General features: G+C 46.5%; 18 protein-coding genes. 8 read left to right on the plus strand and 10 right to left on the minus strand.

Features of this window, described 5'->3' with window-relative positions; genetic code table 11:
- Window positions 1–142 precede the first annotated feature (142 nt).
- Together H5336_RS12115 and H5336_RS12120 are read left to right on the plus strand one after the other, a co-directional pair.
- Window positions 143–301: a hypothetical protein gene (locus H5336_RS12115; RefSeq protein ID WP_185234494.1), complete on the plus strand. Its 159-nt coding sequence runs from the start codon at window positions 143–145 to the stop codon at window positions 299–301.
- A 50-nt stretch (window positions 302–351) separates the two neighbouring features.
- Window positions 352–3,036 (plus strand): eCIS core domain-containing protein, encoded by a 2,685-nt coding sequence (locus tag H5336_RS12120; RefSeq protein WP_221628049.1) that lies wholly within the window; start codon window positions 352–354, stop codon window positions 3,034–3,036.
- A 391-nt stretch (window positions 3,037–3,427) separates the two neighbouring features.
- Here H5336_RS12120 and H5336_RS12125 read toward each other — a convergent pair whose 3' ends face one another.
- Window positions 3,428–4,885 (minus strand): serine/threonine protein kinase, encoded by a 1,458-nt coding sequence (locus H5336_RS12125; RefSeq protein ID WP_185234496.1) that lies wholly within the window; start codon window positions 4,883–4,885, stop codon window positions 3,428–3,430.
- 233 nt (window positions 4,886–5,118) lie between these two features.
- Complete coding sequence (locus tag H5336_RS12130) at window positions 5,119–6,078, minus strand: FHA domain-containing protein (protein ID WP_185234498.1); 960 nt, start codon at window positions 6,076–6,078, stop codon at window positions 5,119–5,121.
- Between the two features lie 547 nt (window positions 6,079–6,625).
- Here H5336_RS12130 and H5336_RS23630 point away from each other — a divergent pair.
- On the plus strand, window positions 6,626–7,768 hold the full coding sequence (locus H5336_RS23630; RefSeq protein ID WP_185234500.1) for a class I SAM-dependent RNA methyltransferase: 1,143 nt from the start codon (window positions 6,626–6,628) through the stop codon (window positions 7,766–7,768).
- 94 nt (window positions 7,769–7,862) lie between these two features.
- On the opposite strand, the gene H5336_RS12140 is transcribed toward H5336_RS23630, so the two are convergent.
- From H5336_RS12140 to H5336_RS12160, 5 genes are all read right to left on the minus strand, one after another.
- On the minus strand, window positions 7,863–8,405 hold the full coding sequence (locus tag H5336_RS12140; RefSeq protein ID WP_185234502.1) for a hypothetical protein: 543 nt from the start codon (window positions 8,403–8,405) through the stop codon (window positions 7,863–7,865).
- 51 nt (window positions 8,406–8,456) lie between these two features.
- Window positions 8,457–9,296: an S-formylglutathione hydrolase gene (gene fghA / locus H5336_RS12145; protein ID WP_185234504.1), complete on the minus strand. Its 840-nt coding sequence runs from the start codon at window positions 9,294–9,296 to the stop codon at window positions 8,457–8,459.
- Window positions 9,297–9,309: 13 nt separating this feature from the next.
- On the minus strand, window positions 9,310–10,416 hold the full coding sequence (locus H5336_RS12150) for an S-(hydroxymethyl)glutathione dehydrogenase/class III alcohol dehydrogenase (protein ID WP_185234506.1): 1,107 nt from the start codon (window positions 10,414–10,416) through the stop codon (window positions 9,310–9,312).
- Window positions 10,417–10,452: 36 nt separating this feature from the next.
- Entirely contained in the window at window positions 10,453–11,559 is a 1,107-nt protein-coding gene (gene hemH, locus H5336_RS12155) for a ferrochelatase (protein WP_185234508.1), read from the minus strand.
- 205 nt (window positions 11,560–11,764) lie between these two features.
- A complete protein-coding gene (locus tag H5336_RS12160; RefSeq protein ID WP_185234510.1) occupies window positions 11,765–11,971 on the minus strand; it encodes a hypothetical protein in 207 nt (68 codons plus the stop codon).
- A gap of 248 nt (window positions 11,972–12,219) precedes the next feature.
- On the opposite strand from H5336_RS12160, the gene H5336_RS12165 reads away from it, so the two are divergent.
- Genes H5336_RS12165 through H5336_RS12180 form a run of 4 tightly spaced genes read left to right on the plus strand, consistent with a single transcriptional unit; the run spans window position 12,220 to window position 17,130 of the window.
- A complete protein-coding gene (locus H5336_RS12165; protein WP_185234512.1) occupies window positions 12,220–13,626 on the plus strand; it encodes a TIGR03013 family XrtA/PEP-CTERM system glycosyltransferase in 1,407 nt (468 codons plus the stop codon).
- Between the two features lie 15 nt (window positions 13,627–13,641).
- Entirely contained in the window at window positions 13,642–14,268 is a 627-nt protein-coding gene (locus H5336_RS12170) for an XrtA/PEP-CTERM system exopolysaccharide export protein (RefSeq protein ID WP_376766532.1), read from the plus strand.
- 6 nt (window positions 14,269–14,274) lie between these two features.
- The gene (locus H5336_RS12175; RefSeq protein ID WP_185234514.1) at window positions 14,275–15,792 is read left to right on the plus strand and encodes an XrtA system polysaccharide chain length determinant; all 1,518 of its coding nucleotides are present in this window, start codon (window positions 14,275–14,277) and stop codon (window positions 15,790–15,792) included.
- A 45-nt stretch (window positions 15,793–15,837) separates the two neighbouring features.
- Window positions 15,838–17,130, plus strand: a complete 1,293-nt coding sequence (locus H5336_RS12180) for a hypothetical protein (RefSeq protein ID WP_185234516.1) — start codon at window positions 15,838–15,840, stop codon at window positions 17,128–17,130.
- A gap of 91 nt (window positions 17,131–17,221) precedes the next feature.
- Here H5336_RS12180 and H5336_RS12185 read toward each other — a convergent pair whose 3' ends face one another.
- A complete protein-coding gene (locus H5336_RS12185) occupies window positions 17,222–18,619 on the minus strand; it encodes a FemAB family XrtA/PEP-CTERM system-associated protein (protein ID WP_185234518.1) in 1,398 nt (465 codons plus the stop codon).
- 2 nt (window positions 18,620–18,621) lie between these two features.
- Entirely contained in the window at window positions 18,622–19,518 is an 897-nt protein-coding gene (locus tag H5336_RS12190; RefSeq protein ID WP_185234520.1) for an XrtA system polysaccharide deacetylase, read from the minus strand.
- Between the two features lie 66 nt (window positions 19,519–19,584).
- On the opposite strand from H5336_RS12190, the gene xrt reads away from it, so the two are divergent.
- Window positions 19,585–21,063 carry an exosortase gene (gene xrt, locus H5336_RS12195; protein WP_185234522.1) on the plus strand — a complete coding sequence of 493 codons (1,479 nt, stop codon included), beginning with the start codon at window positions 19,585–19,587 and terminating at the stop codon, window positions 21,061–21,063.
- An 87-nt stretch (window positions 21,064–21,150) separates the two neighbouring features.
- On the opposite strand, the gene H5336_RS12200 is transcribed toward xrt, so the two are convergent.
- Complete coding sequence (locus tag H5336_RS12200) at window positions 21,151–22,194, minus strand: polysaccharide deacetylase family protein (RefSeq protein WP_185234524.1); 1,044 nt, start codon at window positions 22,192–22,194, stop codon at window positions 21,151–21,153.
- Window positions 22,195–22,267: the final 73 nt, after the last annotated feature.

Below are 22,267 nucleotides of genomic sequence, written 5' to 3' on the forward strand. Positions count from 1 at the left end.
ATGTGATTGGAGCCATCGAAAGAAGGGGAGCGGGTATGGGAATCGGTTTGAATAAATTTGGAATGCTGATTTTTGGGGCCTTGCCGTTAGTGTGACAAGTGACTAACATTTGTTTTGTCTGTCTACCGCTATGGAGGCGCTTATGAGCTATCTCGTTGACTGTCAAAAAATATGGATATTTGGCAAAAATCGACTCGCGCTACCCGTTAACGATTCCCCACCGCTTATCTATCAACTGCAACAGATCAACGGTTGCGAATGGCACGAAGACTTTTGGCTTTTAGGGGGTTGTTATAGGTAATGAAATACAGCCTATAACAATTCACAAAATAGATTAAAAAGGTTGGAGATATGTATACGCACGTAGAGAAACCAAAAGAGAATACCAGCGATGAATGCTTTGGAATGGCGGATAATCGGACGGAGACTGTTGCTCAGAGAAAACAGCAAGAGCTGGTGAATACTACCCCCCAGGTAAAACAAACAGCAAAATTACGGACAATGGCTGTGAATAACTCTGCGCAACAACGGCATTCTATTCAAAAGAAAGAAAATAATACTGGCTTACCTGATAATCTCAAATCCGGCATTGAGAATCTGTCTGGCTATTCCATGGATGATGTAAAAGTACATTATAACTCGGATAAACCTGCGCAACTTCAAGCCCATGCGTATGCACAAGGAGCGGATATTCACTTAGCATATGGTCAAGAAAAACATTTGCCTCATGAGGCCTGGCATGTGGTTCAGCAAAAGCAAGGAAGGGTGAAGCCGACTATACAAAAGAAGAACATGCTGAATATTAACGACGATGAAAAACTTGAAAAAGAAGCAGATGAAATTGGAGTCAGAATCAGGGAGGTAAGTCAGTTTCAGAATCCAAATAAAATTAGGCATACCAAAGCAAATATAAATGTAACTGCAGTTGCTCAAAGAGTAGTTAATTATTCTGGCTATGATAGAGACAGAAGTGATGCTGTGATAGCAAGTATACGCAATTTCGAGGAAAAGGAAGCAATATCTTCAGATGATGTCTTGACCAAATTGCAAATATTGAATGGCATGGTGAAAATGGACGAACGCTCACAATTCTTTGGAGAGTTTGACCTAAATAATTACCAACAGGTAGGCTTGCTTTATTACCAGATTAAACGTCAAGGAAAGGGGTTTGAAAGTGACGAAGAGGAAACAACGCTAGTCGAGCAAGACAAACCCTTCAAGAAAAAACAGGAACAGGAGGCTAATACATTTGGAGCGGCGAAACAGTCAAGTTTAAATATAAATGGATTCTCTAAACTAGCACTGCTAGGCATGGGAAGCAGTATTGGCTATTACATTACCAGTCTTGGTAAATCTTACGACCACAAGCATACTATTGTCATTGGGAAAGAAAACCCCTGGAAATCAAGAAGAGGGATAGTGCCTTTTGTTAATCATCCTATGGGTATGATTGAACCATGGGGAAAAGAAGCTCCTGAATCCCAGTTCGCAACGAGAAAAGAAGAGTTTTCTCCCCACGAACCTGAAGATGTTTTTGCTTCACGCACTGAGTTTGCTCAGAAAACGAAGGAAGCCATTGTTAGTCCTGCAGCTACGGTAATAGACGGCAGTGTAAAAAAGGTATCAAAGGCGATTGACCTTGATGATCCAACCCTTCGGAAGCTGTTACTTACACCTACCTCCACGTTTAACTATAAAAAGTTATGGGATGCTTTGGAGTGGCGGTTACAGCGGAACAATTTCACTCTGTTCGATTATATCATCGAAACTGATAGAGGCTTCTATGCTGCAAAAAAAGTTGTCATGGGTACCGGTGGCGGGCCACACAGATTGCCCAATCATGCGAAAGTAAATAATGTTGAAGATGAGCGGATTGGCTCAAACGAGAGAGCCAAAAAAAGAACGATTAGAAATCAAGTGATGGATATGGATGCGTTTTTACGTTTATCAAGCGATGAAGTGGCAGGTAAAAATGTTGTGGTACAAGGGACAAATGCAGCTATTGATGCTGCAGACCGAGCCATTGCCGATGGCGGCACCCTGGTTGCGTGGTTAGGTAGTAAACCCCCTTTCCTATATAAGACCTTATTGAAAAATGCACCAAGTCCTCAGGTGGAAGAGAAGCGAGTGGCTGCAAAACGTGATTCCGAGAAAATTTTAATTCAGAACGACGGCACTTTGAAAATATCATTCACAATAAGGGACGGTGAAAGCACTACGGTTAACTCCCCGGTTACGGCAGATTATTTTGTCTATGGTATAGGGCAAGATATTGACGCTGAGGATGCCGAAAGTGACACATCGGGACCGGCAGCCATTTTGTCAAAAGAAGCATTTGAAGCCCTTAGAAAAAATGAGGCTGTGATTAAAGGAGATTCGGCCGGAGCATTCGACAGTACATACGGATTGGGACTTCGTATTGGAAATGAGGAAAGCGGAATCAGCGTTATTGGTGCATCAGCCTGGCGATTAAGCGGCGAAAAAACACGAGGGATACTCGATGAAATTGCAAAAGTTGTTCCCTCCAATGTTGTTTCATCTGAGCAATTGGGGGCAATTAAGAGCTCAACAGGAGCAATGAATTCATTCATGCCTGAATATATCGGGAAAGGTTTTAATTGGTTGACTGCCGATCCAAACATGATTGTTGCCTATTTGATTATCCAGCACCCCAATACACCACAAAAGGTTGCGGACGGATTTATAAAGTCGGTTAGGCAGCTTCGGAGGTTGTATCCAAACGGTATTCCTGAAAGTGTAAAGAAACGCTTTCTCACTGAAAAAATCAAGGGTGAGATGGCTACACAAATGGCATTGGAGACGGCTAATTTCCTGAGAAGGAACACTGCACTAAAGAAGGAAGAAATGGTTAAAACGCTGAAATCAACCCTACTTTTTCTAGTTCCCGATCAAGCTCAACATGTTGCGATTCTTAAGAAGACATATAATCGTTATTCTGTTCTTGAAACCATGCTCAATATATGGCTAGACCCAATATTGCCGGATGAATCAATTGCAAAGAAGAAGAGCCTGTGACCACAATTTCAATACGAAGGTTATATCATTGAAAGTAGTATTGTTTGTGGTGCATTTACAGATTGAACCTGGGGTGAGTATCGCAATCCCGCATTGGACGCCATACACTGTAAAAAATCACTCACTTCTATATTGGTGTAACTAACCTTGCTATCGATTAGTTGACTTCAAGCTTACTTACGTCACGATTAAAATTCGTAAGGCATTATTTACTGCAGCCAAGCGCGATTTCCGACATGGATACATCCTCTTTTCTGAGGTGATGACTAAAATATTTGCGTCTCTGGCTTGCAGTGACGTTAGCAGCTTGGGCGGAAGAGTGTAGAAAAGTACCAGCACAACAACTATTACCGGTCATTACAGTAGGTGCTCAAAAAATGTTCTTTTGGTTCTAGCCTAGGTTTATGTGATTGAGGCCATCGAAAGGAAGGGAGTGGGTATCGGAATCGGTTTGAATAAATTTTGAATGCTGGTTTTCGGGTATTAATTGTCGAAAGGTGCTGCAGTTTAACGACAATGCATTTGGTGGGGCGTTCATCATTATGAGCAGTGCGCTGTTAACTAGGGCATCATCAGTTGTTTGCCATTCATCTTTGGTTACTACTCCGTGCACACCGATAGTGAAAACAAAATCGGAATTGGTTGACTGGCTTGTGCTACAGGATTCTGTAAAAGCCAATATTTTCTTGAGGAGCGTTTGTAGTACGGTGTCCTTCTCGCCCTGTTGTTCGTTAAAACACACAACAAATCCGCAGCCCGCACGCACCGTTTTATATTCGTCACGCTCAAACACTTTTGCAAACATGTCCTGTACGGCCGTTAATTGTTGTCGCTGGATTGATTCTAGGCTTAAGTGGTGGGTAGCGGCCAACAGCTCTTTAGGTTTTATACACACCGCGACCGCACAGCGATAGTTAAAAATGTTAGGCATTGAATGAATCACGCTTGCGGTTTTATCTGTTAATGATTGCAGATTAGAGTAATGTTGGCTAAGCGTCGAAAAATTGATGGTTTTGTACTTTTTGATCAGTGCCTCAACGCTACCAATACGTTTGAAAGGGTTTTTGGATAAGGAATCGCGTAATAATTCGCATACAGGATGAAGGCTTATGCTTTGTGGAAATACTATTTCTGCCGGTAACAATTGTTGATGACAAATTTCCGCATAGGTGGCCCCCACAACCGCAGGCTTGCCGGTAAGACATTCATACAGTAATAATCCCCAGGAATAGATATCTGATTTTTCACTGGCGCAATCTCCGCGCAATTGTTCTGGGGCAGTGTAAGCCGGGGTTCCCAACGTTTCGTTGTTAGTGGTTAAATTGGTATCGTCGTCTATATGGCGGCTAACACCAAAGTCGAGCAGTTTTATATTGGGCCCCCGATGATCAAAATTAACCATAATATTACTGGGTTTTAAATCCCGGTGAATGACACCGCGGCGATGGGCCTCGGCAAGCGCATAGAGTACCTGGGCCATAATATCGGCCACCAACAGTGGAGACATTCGTTGGCAAGCTAAATAATCACGTAGTGTTTGCCCGCTAACATACTCATATACCGCAAATAATTTCCCGTCTTGCTGAATGCCGTGATCAAAAACTTTGACTACGTTCGGGTGGTCTAGTGATTTGCAAATATCGATTTCGCGGGCAAAGCGTCGTTCACGAATGGCCGCTCCAGAAGAAGAGGCCTGTTTGAGCATTTTGTAGGCAACAGGAGTTGGGTTATCGATGGATTTTGCTAGGTATACCTCACCAAATGCACCTTCACCCAGCAAAGATTGCAATTGGTAGCGGCCAACGGTACTTGGGGCGGCTATTGAAAAATTCTGGCTCGAGTCCGTCACGTTAAACCCATTTTGAGTTATTTATTTTTCGTGGCCGATTAAACCGGGCCCGCGCCTAACGTATACATCTGAGTTTGCACGATTGTGCAATGAGGTAATCGATAGTACACCGAAGTGCTGCTATGTATAGTGGCAAAAAACACACGCCGGATTTTTGGCGTTAAATGCCGCCAAAGTTCGTTTAAATAATTTTTGAAGCGCAAAATTACTTATGAGGGGTGCTCTAGAGAGGGTTAAGTGAAAATTGTGTCTGCACCGGAGCTGTGCATAACACGGCAACTAATGTGCACGGGTAAATTTCCAATTCGTGCCGCGCCACGACGACGTTCAATAAGTTGCAGGGGCGGGAGGGCGGGCGAAAGCGCTTCACATATTTGTTTTCGCGCGCGAAAAATTTGGATGTTGGTATGTGCAACTTCAAGACCCAGCATACGTGAGAGTTCGTCCATGTCCAGCCAACCGCACTCTTCTGTCGCTATGTGATTATTTATATCTTCCTGTCGTTTTCGTGCCAGCGTTAGCAGTAAAAAGTGGTGTGTGCGCTCACCTAGGTCAATATACTGACCGGCACTTTCCACTTTTAAAAAAGTATGTTCCTGATCTTGACTCACACTAAAGTGCAGTACAGCAGGTGTTGCAGAATGAAGTTGGCTGGGGGCGGCATCAATGGTGTAATCCACGGTTCGTGAATCAATAAACAACCAGAATTCTTCATCAAAAAATAGACGTTCACCATCGCTCAGTGTATGGGTCGTTTGTGATTGTTCACACACCCATAGGCCTTGCGCGGCTTTATAGATAAATACTTCAGGTTGGCTTGGGTCTGGCAGGGCGTTCATTTCCTGCAATTGGATGACCAGGGGCTGTTCCGTTAGGCGTACTAAAGTCGCGACCGGCGGAGAGCAATCTTCGAGCGTGAAGCGTAGGTGATTTTCTATTGCTAGTGCAACGCAATCACCCTTCTGAAGTAATATTTCAACCTGCGGTTGGCAGCGCGTATTGTTAACCCAGGTTCCATTTTTGCTGAGATCTTTTAGCCACCAGCCATTGTTGTGCCAACGAATTTGACAGTGAATGGTGGAAATTCGTCGATCACTTAACAAATGAGTATTGCCGTAGGCGTTGCGGCCGATAATTTGATGCGCTTGCAGCGGCAGTAGGTCGTTATGTCCTTCAAAACGTATAAGTGCCATAGCTAGGAGTGGTTGATAAAATGGGACAATCCATCTTACCTACTGTCAGGCGATACTGACAAGGCAATTACAATATCGACCATATCAAACAGTTATTTTAACCATACGTGGTTAACCCATTGTAAGGGGCTATGTTTCTTGGATGTTTCACCTGCTTTATTACCACTGGAAGCTATTTGTTTGAATTCGAATAGCGTTGAATAGCAAGGCGCCCGAGGGGTAGCGCTACAAATCTGAGGTTATTCTGGTTAAGTTTCGCCACAAAGAGAATAGCTTTTTACAGGGAATTGCTGGTAACTCTCGGTATGGGGTTCGGGTTGTTACCGTAATAATAGGTGACTCCAAATGTTGAGTTAAATTTGCCTCGGTAGGCAAGCGAATTTTGTTCGAATAGCTCTCCAATGAGCATAGCGACAGGAATCTTGGGGGGGGGTACTCAAGCGGCTACGCAGCGTTTTTTGGTTGGCTTTGGTAATGGTTTAGAAGCGCCGTGTAGAAGCGGTATACTGCCGCGACATGTAATCGGGAGTAAACGCAGTTGCTTAAAGTGGGTCAAAAATTTACAGGCGAAGTCCGCGATTTAGCCAGTGATGGTCGAGGTGTTGTTGTTCACCCTCAAGGCAGAACTTTTTTTGTGCCTGGGGTGTGGTTGGGGGAAGCGGGTGAGTTTCGCATTACCGGTTTAAAAGGCCGAATTGGATTCGCCGAGTTAATATCGGCAGATGAAGAGGCTCGACACTTGTCTCGGGTAACGCCGGCCTGTGAGCACCACGGGTTTAGTGAAAACACCTGCGGTGGTTGCCCCTGGCAGTTTATGGCCTATGAGCAGCAATTGGCGGCCAAGCAGGCGCGCGTGCAAAAGGCGATGAAGCGACTGGCTTGTGAAGACAAAGTGCAGCCTATTCTGGCATCACCTCAGCAGTTGGGCTATCGCAACCGCGCCCAGCTTAAAACAGATGGGCGCAAGCTCGGTTATATGGCAGCCAATTCGAACCAGTTGGTAGATGTTGGCGCTTGCCCAGTTCTCTCGCAACATAATCAACAAACGTTGCAGCACTTAAGAGCGCTTCTGCCCAATGCCGAGTGGAGGCCCACAGCTAAGCAAAAGTGGACCAGTTTAGATATTGACGAATCGGTATCGGCGGACACCGCAAGCGTGGATAGTCGGTTGCCATTTCAGCAGGCGAATACACAGCAAAACGCGGTTATCCGCAGCTGGCTAGCGGAAGGCTTGAGCCGTTATGCGGCGGGCAAATCGGTATTGGAGCTTTTTTGTGGCTCGGGAAATTTAACCGAGGTGATTGCCGCTTCCTGTGCGCAAAGCACGTTGGCGGTAGAAGCAGTTGAAACTGCGCTTGAGGGCCTGAAGGCGAGAAAGCTGCAAAATGTTTCTACGCTGGCCTGTAATCTGTTTTCAGAAATAGATGCCGAAAAGCTGTTACCCCATGTAAAAACAGCGGAAATACTGGTGTTGGACCCACCCCGAGAAGGGTTGAAAGTAAGCAAGCCTTTATTTGTAAAAAAATCAGTTATACAGCAGGTGTTCTATATCTCATGTGACCTAGCAACTTTTAGCCGCGATTTGGGCGTTTTTATGGAAAACGGGTTTAAGGTTGTGGAAGTTCAGCCGCTGGATATGTCTCCACAAACGCCACATATAGAGTTGATGGCCGTACTGTCAAAAAGATAACGGAATTTCGATTTAACCGAGTAGATAAGTGTCGGTAGATAACGGTTATAGGTTGGCGGGTTATTTTGAAACTGTGGGTATCTAATACAGACGATTAGGAATAGTGGCCCAGCTTTTTGGATAAGGTCTCGCGCGCTTGAGATAATGTGTTGCGCAGTTGTGGTATGGGTACTTCAACACCGGTAAAAATGCTTTGTTCCAGCCGCTTTAGGTTTACCAGCTGATCCATTCTTACAAACTCCAGTGCCTCTTCGCTGTACAGAATGGCTATCCAGTCATTTACGCAATTAACGTAATTTTCTGGCGATAAATCAAAGTGCCGAGTAAAGGCGTTGTGGATACCTTGAATATTGCGTTCGCCAGGTGCTTTTAGCCCACGAGGGCTGGTATGGGTGAGGGCGATGCGATACGGCAACGCGATTATTTGGATCAGTGAGCGCAGTAACCAGATGACGCCAAGTAAGGGCAAAAGCACCAGAACTACCATGGTGTACAGCAGTTTGGTAATGGCGCTTGTAGATGTTAGCAGGTGCAAAAACGGCAGGCGGGGCACCAGCGCGTGACCCAGCTCTTGCACGAGCTGACGCCTCTGCCAACGCATGGCCGCTTCAAAGCAGCGCCTTTCGTTTTTGGTCATTACTACCGCCATATCTAAAATACTCTGTCCCTGCATAAATGTTCCGTGTCTTTAGCTTAGTAGTTGCCCTCGGTGATAGGCAATATGCTCGCCAATAAAGCTGGCGATGGTGAAATAACTGTGGTCGTAACCCTCACGTATATTCAGCGTGAGTGGGTGATTATTCTGTTCGCTGGCTTCGCGCAGCCGCTCTGGCTGAAGTTGATCTTCTAGAAAGTCGTCATCGCCGCCTTGATCCACATAGAGGGGTGTTTTGCAGATTTGTTCCCCTATTAACGCGGTGGCATCGTATTTTTGCCAACTGGTTCTATCGGCACCTAGATAGTGGGTGAGCGCTTTCATGCCCCATGGGCAGTTCATGGGCGATGAAATAGGGGCAAAGGCCGAGATTGATTTAAACAGCTGTGGGTTCTTTAGGCCCAGGGTGATGGCGCCGTGACCACCCATGGAGTGCCCTGCAATGCCGTAATGTGCGGACAATTGAGAGAAATTGGCTGCCAGCAGTGCGGGTAACTCTTGGCAGATGTAACTTTCCATTTGGTAATGCTGTTGCCAGGGTTGCTCGGTAGCGTTGCAATAAAAGCCTGCGCCTAGGCCAAAATCCCAATGGCTTTGCGGGTCGTCGGGGATATCTTCTCCGCGTGGGCTGGTATCGGGCGCAAGTAGGGCAATACCGTGCTCGGCGGCGTAGCGCTGGGCACCGGCTTTTTGCACAAAATTCTCATCGGTGCAGGTAAGCCCGGAAAGCCAAAATAAAACCGGCACACTTTGGGTTTCGGCTTGCGGTGGCAGGTACAGCGAAAAGCGCATGCCACATTTCAGTAGGTCACTTTGGTGTTGGAAGCGAAGTTGATAGCCAGCAAAACATTTCTGTCGGGCAATTTCGAGCATTGGGCTTTTTCCTTTAATAGAGTACTACCGAGCGAATACTTTCGCCTTTGTGCATTAAATCGAACGCCCTGTTGATGTCGTTAAGTGGCATGGTGTGGGTAATCAAGGTGTCGATATCGATTTTTCCGTCCATATACCAGTCGACAATTTTAGGTACATCTGTACGGCCCCTCGCTCCGCCGAAGGCCGTGCCGCGCCATGAGCGCCCGGTTACTAGCTGAAATGGGCGGGTAGATATCTCTTGTCCGGCACCGGCGACACCAATAATGCAGCTTTCGCCCCAACCCTTGTGGCAGCACTCAAGCGCTTCGCGCATAACGTTTACGTTGCCAATACATTCAAAGCTGTAATCCACGCCACCACCGGTCATTTGCACAATGGTGTCCGTTACATTTTCAACATCATTAGGGTTTACAAAGTCGGTCATGCCGAACTGGCGTGCGAGAGCGATTTTTGAAGGGTTGGTGTCCACCCCAATAATTTTACTGGCGCCCACCATGCGTGCGCCTTGAATAACATTGAGGCCGATGCCACCCAAGCCAAATACCGCAACGGTGCTGCCGGTTTCGACTTTCATGGTGAATAGTACGGCACCAACGCCGGTGGTTACGCCACAGCCGATGTAGCAGACTTTGTCGAAGGGGGCATCCTCACGAATTTTTGCTAGGGCGATTTCCGGCATCACAGTGTAATTAGAGAAGGTGGAGCAGCCCATGTAGTGGAGGATGGGTTTGCCATCGAGTGAGAACCGACTGGTACCGTCGGGCATAACGCCTTGGCCTTGGGTGCTGCGAATCGCTTGGCATAGGTTGGTTTTGGGGTGCAGACAATAATCGCATTGGCGACATTCGGGGGTGTATAAGGGAATAACGTGGTCGCCGGGTTTCAGTGACGTTACGCCAGCTCCCACTTCTTGCACAATACCCGCACCCTCATGGCCCAGTATGGCGGGAAACGCACCTTCGGGGTCGTCCCCCGATAGGGTGAAAGCATCGGTGTGGCAAACACCGGTAGCCTTAATTTCAACCAGCACTTCACCGGCCCTAGGGCCGTCCAAATCGACTTCAAGAATTTCCAGTGGTTGTCCCGCAGCTAAGGCTACGGCGGCGCGTGTTTTCATGGGGGTCGCTCCTTGCAGTGTGTGGTTCTTATTGTTTTACGGCTGCTGATTGTAGGCGCAGGCACTGGCTCGCGCGTCTCGCTTTTCGGCATCAGCGGCGGACTCAGTTTTTAGATTTTGCCAACCCTGTAGCTGTTCGTGACACAGTTGCAGCAAAAATTGAACATGTTCATCGCTGCTGTTAAGGGCTGGTATGTAGCCGTAATCTTGGCCGCCAGCCTCAAGGAAGTAGTCGCGGTTTTCAACCCCTATTTCTTCGAGGGTTTCTAGGCAGTCGGAAGAAAACCCAGGGCATACAACTTGAACCGATTTTACGCCTTTGGCGGGTAAGGCTTTTAATATGTCGTCGGTATAGGGCTGCAACCATTGCTCTCGACCAAAGCGGGATTGAAAGCCGGTGATGTAGTCTTGCTCATCTAGTTCCAACTCTGCTGCTACTAGCCTGGAGGTGGCGAGACATTGGCAGTGGTAGGGGTCGCCTTTGTGTAAATAGCGTAAAGGCAGGCCATGGTATGACAGTATCAGTTTGCCGGCGCGACCGTTCTCTGCCCAATATTGACGAATGCTGTTTGCCAGAGCGGATATATAAGCTGGATGCTGATAATAGCTAGCAACAAAACGCAGTTCGGGTATCCAGCGGCGTTGAGTAAAGTCAGCGGCTAGCGCATCAAAAGTAGAGCCTGTAGTGGCGCCTGAATACTGTGGATACAAGGGTAATACCAGTAAGCGTTGTACGCCTTCGTCGAGCATTTTCTGCACAGTATTTTCTATTGAGGGTTGACCGTAGCGCATAGCCCAGCGTACAACCGGTAAATTGTCGTCATCCGTTGCGGTTACACTGAGCGCTCGGGCTAAGCGTTCGGCTTGGTCGGCGGTATGGATGGCAAGCGGAGAACCCTGCTCAGTCCAGACGGTGTCATAGGCCCGTGCTGAACGGGCTGGTCGAATATTAAGAATGACACCATGAAGTACCAGCCACCAGAGTAACCGTGGCACTTCAACTACACGGGGGTCTGACAAAAATTGTTTGAGGTAGGTGCGTAATGCTTTTTTAGTTGGTGCCGCTGGGGTACCCAAGTTGGTGAGGAGTATGCCGATTTTTGCCGATTGGCGGTGGTTGAATTGTTGGTTGTTGTAGCGCACATTATATCCTCAATGGAGTGGCTGCCCAGTGTCCTACTAGTATAAAAATGTTCTACTAGTATAAATGTCTCACGAGTACAAGCGTGGCCCACCAGTATAAGAGTAGCCGGGGGCGTCGTCGAACAAACGCCTTTACTAAAGGCGAAAAAAAACCGGAAGCTTGGAGGGCTTCCGGTTTTTATACGGATCTGTGTGCGTATCCGGTTTACTCGGCTGCCGCTTCTTCGCCGCTAGCTTCTTCGGCTGCAGGCGCTTCGGGTTTAGGCTCTGGCTTCTTCATCAGGCCTTCTTTCAGCAGAATCGCAACTTTGTCGTCGCCGTTGATCCAGGCTTTATCGGCGTTGCGAATGGCGTAACGTTCATCGTTACGCTGGAATATGGTGTACTCGGCAGTTTTTTTAACTTGTTTCATTAGCCTTTCCTCTAGTGAGCTATGAATAAGAGCGCGGATTCTAGTGTAAAAGCATGGCGCAGAACAGCTTTTATTCACCCTGGGTTACTGCAAAATAATTGGGTGTAAGTGTTATCGTCACTTTGCATTGCAACGCTGAATCTAAGACAATTAGCGGCCTGCAGCAGTAGGGCTCAATATGGGATGTGCTGGTGCTCTGCTGCAATAATTCTTTGGTAATGTCCTCACTTTTTTACGGGAACCCTTGAGTGGCCTATATCCGCATTCGTAAACACTATCTTCATCTTCCTTATCTGGTACTTGGCTGTGTTGAAATGACCGGCCATGGGGTAATTGCGCATCAGCTTTCTGAGCTGCTTACGCCACCACCGGAGTTTAATTTTTTCGAGCATGCGCCTTTCTGGAGTCAAACCGTTACCTACGCTATCGTCATGGCCTGCTGCACCCTCGCTATGGGGGTTTACGGTGCGCTTACTCGCGAGAGCTTTACCAATATGGTGTTGCGTACTATCGTCAGTTTTTTCCTCCTTGGCAGCCTTACGTTTACGCTCTCAGGTTTTGTATTACCGTCGATTACCATGCATCAAACGGCAGTGTTTTGGTCGCTGCTCGCCAGTTTTATCATGGTGCTGCTAGTGCGCTTGGCCTTCACTCGGGTTATTGATAGCAACCAGTTGCGTCGCAACGTTGTTATCTGCGGCAGCGGCAACATGGCGGGTTTCTTGGTGGAGTCGGCCGCTCAGGAAGGGCTGCGTGAAACACAGATAGTCGGCTGCCTTGGCGCGACATTTGATGAACGTATTCCGCAGGGCATGCAATTCGAGGTTCCAGGTGATTGGCTTTCGTTTATTCAACAGCACAATATATCGGAAATTGTGGTTGCTCAGGACGAGCGCCGCCGCAGTGAAGGCGGCGGGGTGCCCCTTTACGAATTCCTCTTACTGAAGCTGCGCTCTGTGCATATTTCTGAAGCGGTGTCTTTCTACGAGCGTGAATTTACACGGATGAAAATACCGCTGCTATCGACCTCCTGGATGCTTTACTCCGATGGCTTCCATTATTCAAAAAGCCGTGACATGGCGAAGCGGGCATTCGACTTGGGTATCAGTCTTACGCTCTGCCTATTGCTAGCGCCGTTTATGCTACTTACGGCGTTAGCGGTATTCTTGGAGACGGGGCGGCCGATACTTTATTACCAGAATCGCGTAGGCTACAACGGCAGGCACTTCCGCATATACAAATTTCGTAGCATGCGCCAGGATGCTGAAAAGGGCGGTAAGGCTATTTGGGCGAAGAAGAACGACAATCGAGTTACCCGGGTAGGCGCCATTATCCGCAATACCCGTTTGGATGAGCTGCCACAGTTATACAATGTTATACGCGGTGAAATGAGTTTTGTTGGCCCACGGCCAGAGCGACCAGAATTTGTACAAGAACTCAGTGAAAAGCTCGACTACTACGATGTGCGGCATACCGTTAAGCCGGGCTTAATGGGCTGGGCGCAGTTAAAGTACCCCTACGGCGCATCCGAAGAAGATGCCAAAAACAAATTGGAATACGACCTGTATTACACCAAAAACCACAGCTTCCTGATGGATTTGTTGATTATGATCCAAACCGTTGAGGTTGTGTTGCTGGGTAAGGGCGTTCATTAAAAAAGGAGTGGAATAATGATCACAATAAAGAAGCTGTTTCGTAATGCGGGGTTGATGCTGTTAAGTATCATGTTGGTGGCTTGTGGCTCAAATGTGGTTAAGGAAAAGCCCGAATATCAACCGCCAGAAAATACGGATGCATACAAAATTGGTGTTGCGGATGCCCTAGCCATTAACGTATGGCGTAACGAAGAATTATCGGTTGCGGTTCCCGTTCGTCCAGATGGGAAAATATCTATGCCTTTAGTGGGCGATGTTATTGCAGCGGGTCAAACTGCCGAGAGTTTGTCCGAGCGTATTTCTGAAGAATTAACGACCTATATTCGCAATCCTCAGGTTACTGTAATTGTGACCAACCCTAGTAGCGCGGATTTTCAGCGTCGTATTCGTATAACAGGCGCAGTAAACGGTCAGCTTTCCATGCCTTATCGTGATGGTATGACCGTTCTAGATTTGGTACTGCAGGCGGGTGGTTTGAGTGAGTTCGCTAGCGCAAACAAAGCAAAATTGTATCGAAAGGTAGATGATAAGGTGAAAATATACCCCATTTATCTCGATGATATCTTAAACAAGGGCAAACTGGATTCCAACTATCCATTACTGCCTTCAGATATTGTTACTGTCCCAGAAAGAGCGTTTTAAAAAATTATGGATTCGCAACAGTTAAAAGAACTTTTTTTCGCGTTAAAGCTTGAGCTTGTACGCTATAAAAGCTGGTGTCTGGCCGGTTTTATCGTTATTTGCTGCCTCGTGCTTGCCGTAGGTTATACCTGGCCACAAACATACAAAACAAGCGCAACACTGTATGCGGATCAAACTAATATTATCGAGCCTTTGCTGCGTGGACGGGCACAAGTTACTGATATTGATGGTGCAAAATCGGCTAAAGATATTATTTATACGAGAAAGTTTCTTGAAGAAGTTATTGAAGAAGCCAATCTATTACAGCCTGGGGCCTCGCCAGAGGTTTTAGAACAAAAAGTAAAGTATTTGCGTGGCACAATACATATTGAATCGGTGGGAAAAGAATACTTTAAAGTGCTTTTTGCGTCTAATAATCCCGACCGAACTTACGATATTCTCGTGGCCACGATACAAAGCTTTATCTCCTACACCAATAGGCAAAAGAAAGAAGAGAGCTACGGGGCGTACAAGTTTATTGATTCGCAGGTGCAGGCCTACAAGAAACAATTGGAAGATGCGGAAGACCGCTTGAAAGTGTTTAAAACGAAAAATGTTGAAGGTAGTGAGGCGGCGGTTACCCTAAGGATTTCAAATCTTAGGAGTGAAATTGAGTCTCTGGATTTAAGTGAAGAAGAAACAATATCCAAAATAGCCACTTTGAAAAAGCAACTTGCTAGTGAGTCCAATTTCCTTCAAGCAAGATCTCGGCTGACAGTGCTTGAAGAATCCAAGGATCAAATGTTAAGGAACCTTGAGCAGTTGCGCTTAATGTACCAAGAGAGCTATCCCGATATCGTCTCGCTCAAAGCGCAGATTGCCGAGCTGGATACGCAGATTGACTCGGTTTATGAAGCCGAAGGTGTTGTGGGTCGATCCAACAATAAAGGTGCTGAGAATCCGTTGTACGAGGAATTAAGGCTACAGCTTTCCGTTGCCGAAGTAGACCTTAAAGCTCAGACACAGCGTTTGAAATCGCTGAATCGATTATTGGAAACGGGCATTCTTCGTGCGGAAAAAGTAGCCAGTAATGAGGCCGAGCTTTCTGAGCTAACACGTGACTACGATGTAACTAAAAATGTGTACGAAGAAATGTTACAGCGAAAAGAGAGCGCGCGGCTATCCATGGTGTTAGATATTGAAGGGCAGGGAATCTCATACCGCGTACACGAGCCGGCGGTCTACCCCTTGAGCTCTGTGGGGCTGAAATTTATACATTTTGCTGTGATAGCGCCGCTACTCGCATTACTAGTACCTATTGGTCTCATCGTTGCTTATATTATGGTTGACCCTCGAATTCGCTCGACAGCTTCTTTGGAAACTGGCTATGGGAATTTGCGCCTATTGGGGGCAGTCCCCTATTGCTATACATCCATTTCGACCCGAATTCTTAGGCGCGATGCGCTAATGTTAGTAGGTGTTTTCTTTCTATTTATTCTCGGATATATCGCAGTGGTGCTCAATCAATTAATGGTTGTTGAGTAAGCATAGGGTTAATGCTGGCCGGCACTAAAAATAAGGAAATAAACAATGACAAACAGTAAGTTGTCGCTGGCTATAGCGCTGGTTATTGGCACCCTTGGTAGTGCAAAAACATTTGCCGTCGACTACGGGTTTTCGGTATTTGCCGATGCGGCCGAATCCGATAATGCATTCTTGGATGACGAGAACAAACTGTCGGAATTGCAGTCTGAGTACGGAGCAGCTGCATCTCTTAGTGATTCATCGCTTTTTTATCTTTACGATATAGATTATAGATTTTCTAAGTTTTCCTACGGCGAAGACAGTCAGCCAGAGCGAGGAATTACAGAAGGTGCGGCGAGCTTACGGTTGGGAAAAGAGAGCGGGCTATTTTCGGTTAGCGCGAATCACTCGCAGTCTAGAACCTTAATCGATCGAGGTGAAGCCGACACCATCGATAACAGCGATGAGCGCAGCATTCTGGATGTTAACCCTATGTTGCTTTTTAAGGTGGGTTCGGTTGATTCTATTAACATTACAGGCATCTACACCAAAACGCGTTTCGACATTCAAAAGCAGCGTAATTCCGACCGTACCGGCGGCCTTGCAACATGGGCTCACGCTCTTTCGCCCGTTAGCAATATGGGCGTTTCTGTTTCCGCTTTTGAAGTTGAATACACCGAAATACCTGACTATGTGTATGATCAGCAAAACGCTTACTTCAATTACGACGCCAGCCTGCGCAAGTTAAATTATTCTTTAAGTTTGGGGTATAACCTTACCAAGCAAAATGGCGAAGAGTATAAAGCGCCGAGTTACGATATAAATTTTACCTATAATGCAACAGGTCAGGCGTTTGGCGCGGCTTTTATTAGCCGTATAACGGATACCTCTAATGGCGACAATAATCGCGGTGCTATTATGGAGGAAGCCGAAGCCGTGGTTGATGCTAGCGCTCTTGGTGCTGACCAGTTTAAGTTAACCGCAGGCGATATTTTTTATCGGAATACCTCACTGTGTGGCAGGTGCTCACTGTCTTTACAGGTGAGCCGAGAGGAAGAAGAGTACTTGTCGCTCACAGAAGAAAGCAATACCTCCAATAGAGGAATTGCCACTTTCGCATACAGCTTCAAAGCGAATACCTCTTTGGAGTATTCCTACCAGCGCACGAAAATAGAATTTGTGGAAGATGACCTAAGGGACTCTATCGATAGTCTGAGTAGAGTTCAGCTACAGCAGGGTTTTCGATTTGGACTAAATCTTTCGGCATACTATGCAGCACGCGATCGACAGTCGGGCACAGAAGGGCAAGGGTTTACGGAAAATCTAGTCGGTCTAAGAGCTGAATATATTATTCGCTAAATTATCAACGCTGCATCGGGGGCCGCTATGAATATCGGATTGTTGCGCCGCGTTTGTGTAACAAAAAAATATGGATTTAAGTGCTGCCTCTTTAGGGTAAGTATTTAACCAGCGGTGGACCGATTATCTTCGTTACCCATACCGGTAGTTTTTGCCAAACGCTTATGGCGAGTTTGTACTTAGGGTTGTTGGGGTTCAGTTGCGGTAAGGCCTTTCCGTCGGCCAGCTGATAATACCAATAGTGCTGAATGGGTTTTGCGCCCCACTGTTTCTTAAATTTATACGTGCCAGCGTCAATTGATGAGCGGCCAAAGTCAAAGTAAATAAATTTCTTATCAATGGCGTAGCCCAAAATTTGGCGATACATCCACATGTTTATACTGTACTTATTAAATTTGCGTAGTGTGGAAGCCCAGGGTATTTCCAATATTTCGCCATAGCCCAGTAAAAAACCTACCGCTGCAGGCGAACCATCCACAGTAATCACAATAATCTTTGCTTGTTCAGGGAAGGTCGTAAGAATATTTCTGAAAAACGCCTTACTGTAAACGGGCGTTCCCAGGTCGCGCATATTTTGTGCGAACACTTCATAAAACTGATCGAGAAGCTCTGTTCCACCGAAGTGAGTAGCTGGTTGCGCCTGTTCCGATTGGCGGTACTGGGCGCGCACTTTTGCCCCCAAAGCTTTGTCGAGCCCCTCTTCAGTATCCGGCAGGGGTAATATCATGGAAGCCTTGTGGGATACAGAAGGTAGGTCTAGGCCTTCCTTGCAGGTACGGTACTCAATATGCTCCCACCCCAATTTTTTAGACAAAGCCACTGCGGCGCGCAATAGACTTTGTTCTATATTACTGTTGTCGGCTAATACGCCACCGTAGTTGAAATAGGGCACGGATGCGCTAAAGCTGCCAAATAGTTTACTGTTTAGCCACGTGAGGGGAAGTACACCTATCACCTGTTTGTTTTCGGATTCAGCAACAAGATAAAAGGACTGATGGTTGAAGGATAGATCGATAACGGAGCGCCACTGATAATCGTGGTAAGCCGATGCTTGGGGGTGGTCGTTAACATAATGGTTCCACCGCGAGGCATCGGTATCCGTTGCTTCGATCACCGAAATATTATTGGATGATGTGTTGCGTGTGATTGTGGTGAAGCGTTCGGGCGGCCAGACCTCTTCCTTGTGTTGAACCTCAAAAAGGGCCTGTAGGTTCAGTCCGTGCTCGCGTAGTTCGCTCTCTTTTTCTTTTATTGCAAGTGACTGCGACTTTGATTGAGCCTTAAGCAGAGCCAGCTTTTGCTGATCGCCCTTTGCTAGCTTAAACTGAGCGTTGAGTTCTCGTTTTTGCGCCTGCAAATCCTTTAGCGAAACCTGTAGCGCGCTAATCTGCGCGTAAAGCGTGTTCGCTAGGGTAATCGCCTGCTCATCAGTGAGCAGGGTGCTTAGTTCCAGTGTGGGGAACTCAGTGAGTAGTCTTTTCAAATCCATTATTAAGCTGTTTTAAATTCGAGTGAAACGTCGGAGTCTTTAAGCACATTCTCCACGGTAGTAAATTCAAAGTCCTGAAGCATAGATCTTAAGCGGCTTTTGCATCGGGAAAGGTTGGTGTAGTGGCGAAAATTCGAAAGCCAGCCGGCATCGGGAATGCGTGGCTGTTCGGGGTCAATTTCCCATGGGTGTAAGTAAAATATGAGAGATTTCTCGCCGTTTTCACTCGCGGTTTTAAAAAGCCATTTTGACAGCGCATAAGGGTACTGGCGAAAATAGCCGCCGCCCGCCGCGGGTATAGGCATACCTAAAACATGCGCGGTGGTTAAAGGGAATTCTAAAAGTGTTGCCCCGCATGGCGTGTAAATTGTATAGGGTTGGGTGGGGCTGCCTGCGACGCCGTAACGATCGTGATGCACAGGGAAAATACTGGAATCCCAAGTAAAGCCAAGTTCGGCGAGTATATCTAAGGCCCAAAAGGATTTTGCCGTAATGGAGTAGCTGGCAGCACGATAGCCTACCACCGGTCGCTGAATAATATCCTCCAAAAGCTGTTTGGATTTAGCGGTTTCTTCCCTAAAGATTTCGGGTGACTGGTTATATACCAATTGGTGGCTATAGCCGTGTGAGGCGATTTCGTGCCCCTGCTCGTCGATTTCCTTTACAAGGTTGGGGAACCGCTCCGTTACCCAGCCCAAAACAAAAAAGGTTGCCTTAACATTTTGCTCTGCGAAAAGTTCCAGTAACGAGCGCGTGTTGTGCTCTACCCGAGATGGCCAGTTGTCCCATTCAGAAGGTTTTATCGCCTTGGCAAAGGCGGATACGTGAAAATAGTCTTCTACATCGATGGTCATCGCGTGGCGGCGCGAAGGTGAACTTGTTGTCGCAGGTGAAACCATGTTAATTTCCAGTGAATGTTAACGTGGCCGGAATGTTATCACAGGCGATTAGGAAAATTTGTGTTATTGAAAAAAGTAAAGTCTTTGTGGCCGATCTTCATACTTCCCTTGTTGTTGCTGCTATTTTTCGGTGACACACTAGCGGTTTTACACCGTACTTGGATACAGTGGGATCAAGCCTATTCCCACGGCTATTTGATTGTTGGGTTATTTTTGTTTTGGGTCACGCGGGCGACGATAGCGCAGGAAAGCCTGGTGCCCGATCGCTCGGTGGGTCTAGCGCTAGTATGTTTTCTAGGCATGTTGTTTGCGTGGTATGCGGGTAGGGTGATACAGGTACGCTTACTGGAGCAGCTGGCAGTTGTTGCGTTAGGTTGGTGCTATTGTTGGACCTTGGGCGGTTACCGCTTTGCATTAAAGCTGCTTGCACCTTTTCTCATTGTTTTACTGGCTATCCCCCTGTGGGATGTGGCCATCAGCCCCCTTCAAGATATGACGGTTACGGTTGTTACAAAGGCTGTTGAGTGGGCAGGTATAGCGGCTTTCATTGATGGGAATAGAGTTTCCTTACCTTACGGTGACCTAGTTATCGCGGATGGTTGCGCTGGGTTAAATTTGTTTTTAGTGAGCCTAACCGTAGGCTCATTGTATAGTTATCTATACCTCCGGCGTCCATCGAGTGTTGTATATTGCATAGGTGTACTGCTGATACTCGGTATCGCAACGAACTGGGTTAGGGTTTTTTCGCTTGTAGTCATTGGATACTATTCCAAGATGCAAAGTAGTTTAGTCGAGGATCACGGCTCGTTTGGCTGGATGATGTTTGCAGTTGTGCTCTTGATGTTCTTTTTACTGTATCGGCGTGTTGAAGTATCTGAGCAGGGCGGTTACGCACCTGAGGAGAGTGCGATAACGATAAAGCCAACATATAAACCCATTTTTTGGGTTTTGCTATTACTTATGAGCGGTGTCTATTGGTGGACAACTCATATTGTCGCACCAGATATTGTTGGCCAGAAAGATAAAAATAAAAATTACAATATCTATTCAAATCTGCAGGAAGTGGAAACCGTTCCATGGAAGCCAAATTTCTCGGGATTTGATTTTGAGCAGCACTGGCAGCTGCCACATACAGAAAAAACTTATGTTAGCCGATATGTGTATTTGAACCAAGAGCAGGGAAAGGAGCTAATATACTACAGCAACGAAATAGCCGGTAAATACCGAATGGAAATTATACCTGTCCCCAATGATTTATATAGTATTCCTATTAATGCGGCTAAAGTCCAAACTGAGGAGGGAGTCTTTGTCGTAATTTGGAGCTATAAAGTTGGGCCTTGGTTTGCTGCGTCGGAACTAAGTGCTAAATTACTGCAGTTACCGACTAGTTTTTTACGAGAGCGCTCTGCCGAGCTGCTTGTAATTTATTCATATTGTGGCTCGAGTAGTGAATTCTGTGGGGATGGGATCCAACTCTTAAAAGAAAGCTCAATAGTTGGCGTAGTGAGTCAATTCAGTGGAGTGGTGAGTACTAGCGAGAAGTGATTTGGATTGAGTTTATTTGGGGCGACGTTGGACCAGCTTTAAATTGATATGGTAAAGTTTATTCGGGTGAAGTTCGGCGCGAAATATTCATCTGATTTTTTCTATCCAGCTTGCGTATCGCTTAACTGCCGATAGAGTGTTCGGCAAAGCGATACGGGGTAATTTAAAACGCTCTGCAGAAATTTTTCTGATATTACAGGGTTTTGAAACAAAGCTAACAGCGCCTAAAAACCCTTGTTTTTCCAGAAACAGCATGTGCTCCATAGTAAAGTCTTGTAGGCGACCAGTGGGGTAGCAAAAAATTTTTACGGGGCTTTTTAATTCGCTCTTAAGCCGCTGCCAAGATTGGAGTATTTGTGATTCCGCTTCTTCAGCCGATAGCTTGCTAAATATACTGTGATCACAAGAGTGAGGGGCAAAAAATGCACCTTGAGATTCGAGTTCCCGAGCGCGGGCCCATGTCATTGGTTGATAGGGTGTTGGAGGAATTTCAGGAATAGTGACGGCGCAGCTTTGTGACAACTCTTCTAAAAGTGCAGTAACCTGATCCTTTGAAATTTCTTTTGCTGTTGTTTGTAAGTATCGGCGGGCAATGGTCTTTTTGGCTTTGGTATCTACGAGCAGTGTCGCTTGACTCTTGTCTAAGTGGCTAAAAGGATTGGCTATTTTGGATTTAGTTGTAGTCTCCAGCACATAGGTTATTTTTTCGTCCCAGGGCCATGATTTTCCGTCGAGCATGTCTGTAATTACAAAAAAGGTCGGTTTGGCATTATGCTCAATAAAGATAGGCATCAGAATATCGGCTTGGTCGGCATAGCCATCGTCTAGAGTAAAGCAAGCGGCTTTTTCGGGAAGGGGGCGGCCTTTTATACCTGCGTTAACAACCTCCTCAAGAGATACGAATGAGTAACCGCTTGAATGAAGCTTTCTAAGCGTTGTGTCAAGAAATTCCGGGTTTGTACCGGCGTGAGGGTGAGAGGCCACCTTCGCGCGGTGTAGCGTAAAAATTGTAACAGCTTGACCCAGCACGATAGAGGCTAGCTTTTCAAGCGACGCTATATCTGCGAGTTTTTCAACGAGCTTCCCGGTGTTCATACTTGAATTCGTATCCCATGACTGAATTATCTGCATCCCATATTGCTATAGTATATGTTTCGCTATTTGGTGCTAGATGCTTAATTACCTGCATGTTATATACCAAGTG

Origin of the sequence: Teredinibacter franksiae, assembly GCF_014218805.1 — a bacterium.
In the GTDB taxonomy this organism is placed as follows: Bacteria; Pseudomonadota; Gammaproteobacteria; order Pseudomonadales; family Cellvibrionaceae; genus Teredinibacter; species Teredinibacter franksiae.

Excerpts from the sequence above, each read along its gene's own strand:
- H5336_RS12190 (WP_185234520.1), bottom strand. The coding sequence starts at position 19,518 with ATGGTTTCACCTGCGACAACAAGTTCACCTTCGCGCCGCCACGCGATG.
- H5336_RS12150 (WP_185234506.1), bottom strand. The coding sequence starts at position 10,416 with ATGAAAACACGCGCCGCCGTAGCCTTAGCTGCGGGACAACCACTGGAA.
- H5336_RS12140 (WP_185234502.1), bottom strand. The coding sequence starts at position 8,405 with ATGACCAAAAACGAAAGGCGCTGCTTTGAAGCGGCCATGCGTTGGCAG.
- H5336_RS12120 (WP_221628049.1), top strand. The coding sequence starts at position 352 with ATGTATACGCACGTAGAGAAACCAAAAGAGAATACCAGCGATGAATGC.
- H5336_RS12130 (WP_185234498.1), bottom strand. The coding sequence starts at position 6,078 with ATGGCACTTATACGTTTTGAAGGACATAACGACCTACTGCCGCTGCAA.
- H5336_RS12185 (WP_185234518.1), bottom strand. The coding sequence starts at position 18,619 with ATGGATTTGAAAAGACTACTCACTGAGTTCCCCACACTGGAACTAAGC.
- H5336_RS12115 (WP_185234494.1), top strand. The coding sequence starts at position 143 with ATGAGCTATCTCGTTGACTGTCAAAAAATATGGATATTTGGCAAAAAT.
- H5336_RS12200 (WP_185234524.1), bottom strand. The coding sequence starts at position 22,194 with ATGCAGATAATTCAGTCATGGGATACGAATTCAAGTATGAACACCGGG.
- H5336_RS12180 (WP_185234516.1), top strand. The coding sequence starts at position 15,838 with ATGACAAACAGTAAGTTGTCGCTGGCTATAGCGCTGGTTATTGGCACC.
- H5336_RS12160 (WP_185234510.1), bottom strand. The coding sequence starts at position 11,971 with ATGAAACAAGTTAAAAAAACTGCCGAGTACACCATATTCCAGCGTAAC.
- fghA (WP_185234504.1), bottom strand. The coding sequence starts at position 9,296 with ATGCTCGAAATTGCCCGACAGAAATGTTTTGCTGGCTATCAACTTCGC.
- H5336_RS12175 (WP_185234514.1), top strand. The coding sequence starts at position 14,275 with ATGGATTCGCAACAGTTAAAAGAACTTTTTTTCGCGTTAAAGCTTGAG.
- H5336_RS12170 (WP_376766532.1), top strand. The coding sequence starts at position 13,642 with ATGATCACAATAAAGAAGCTGTTTCGTAATGCGGGGTTGATGCTGTTA.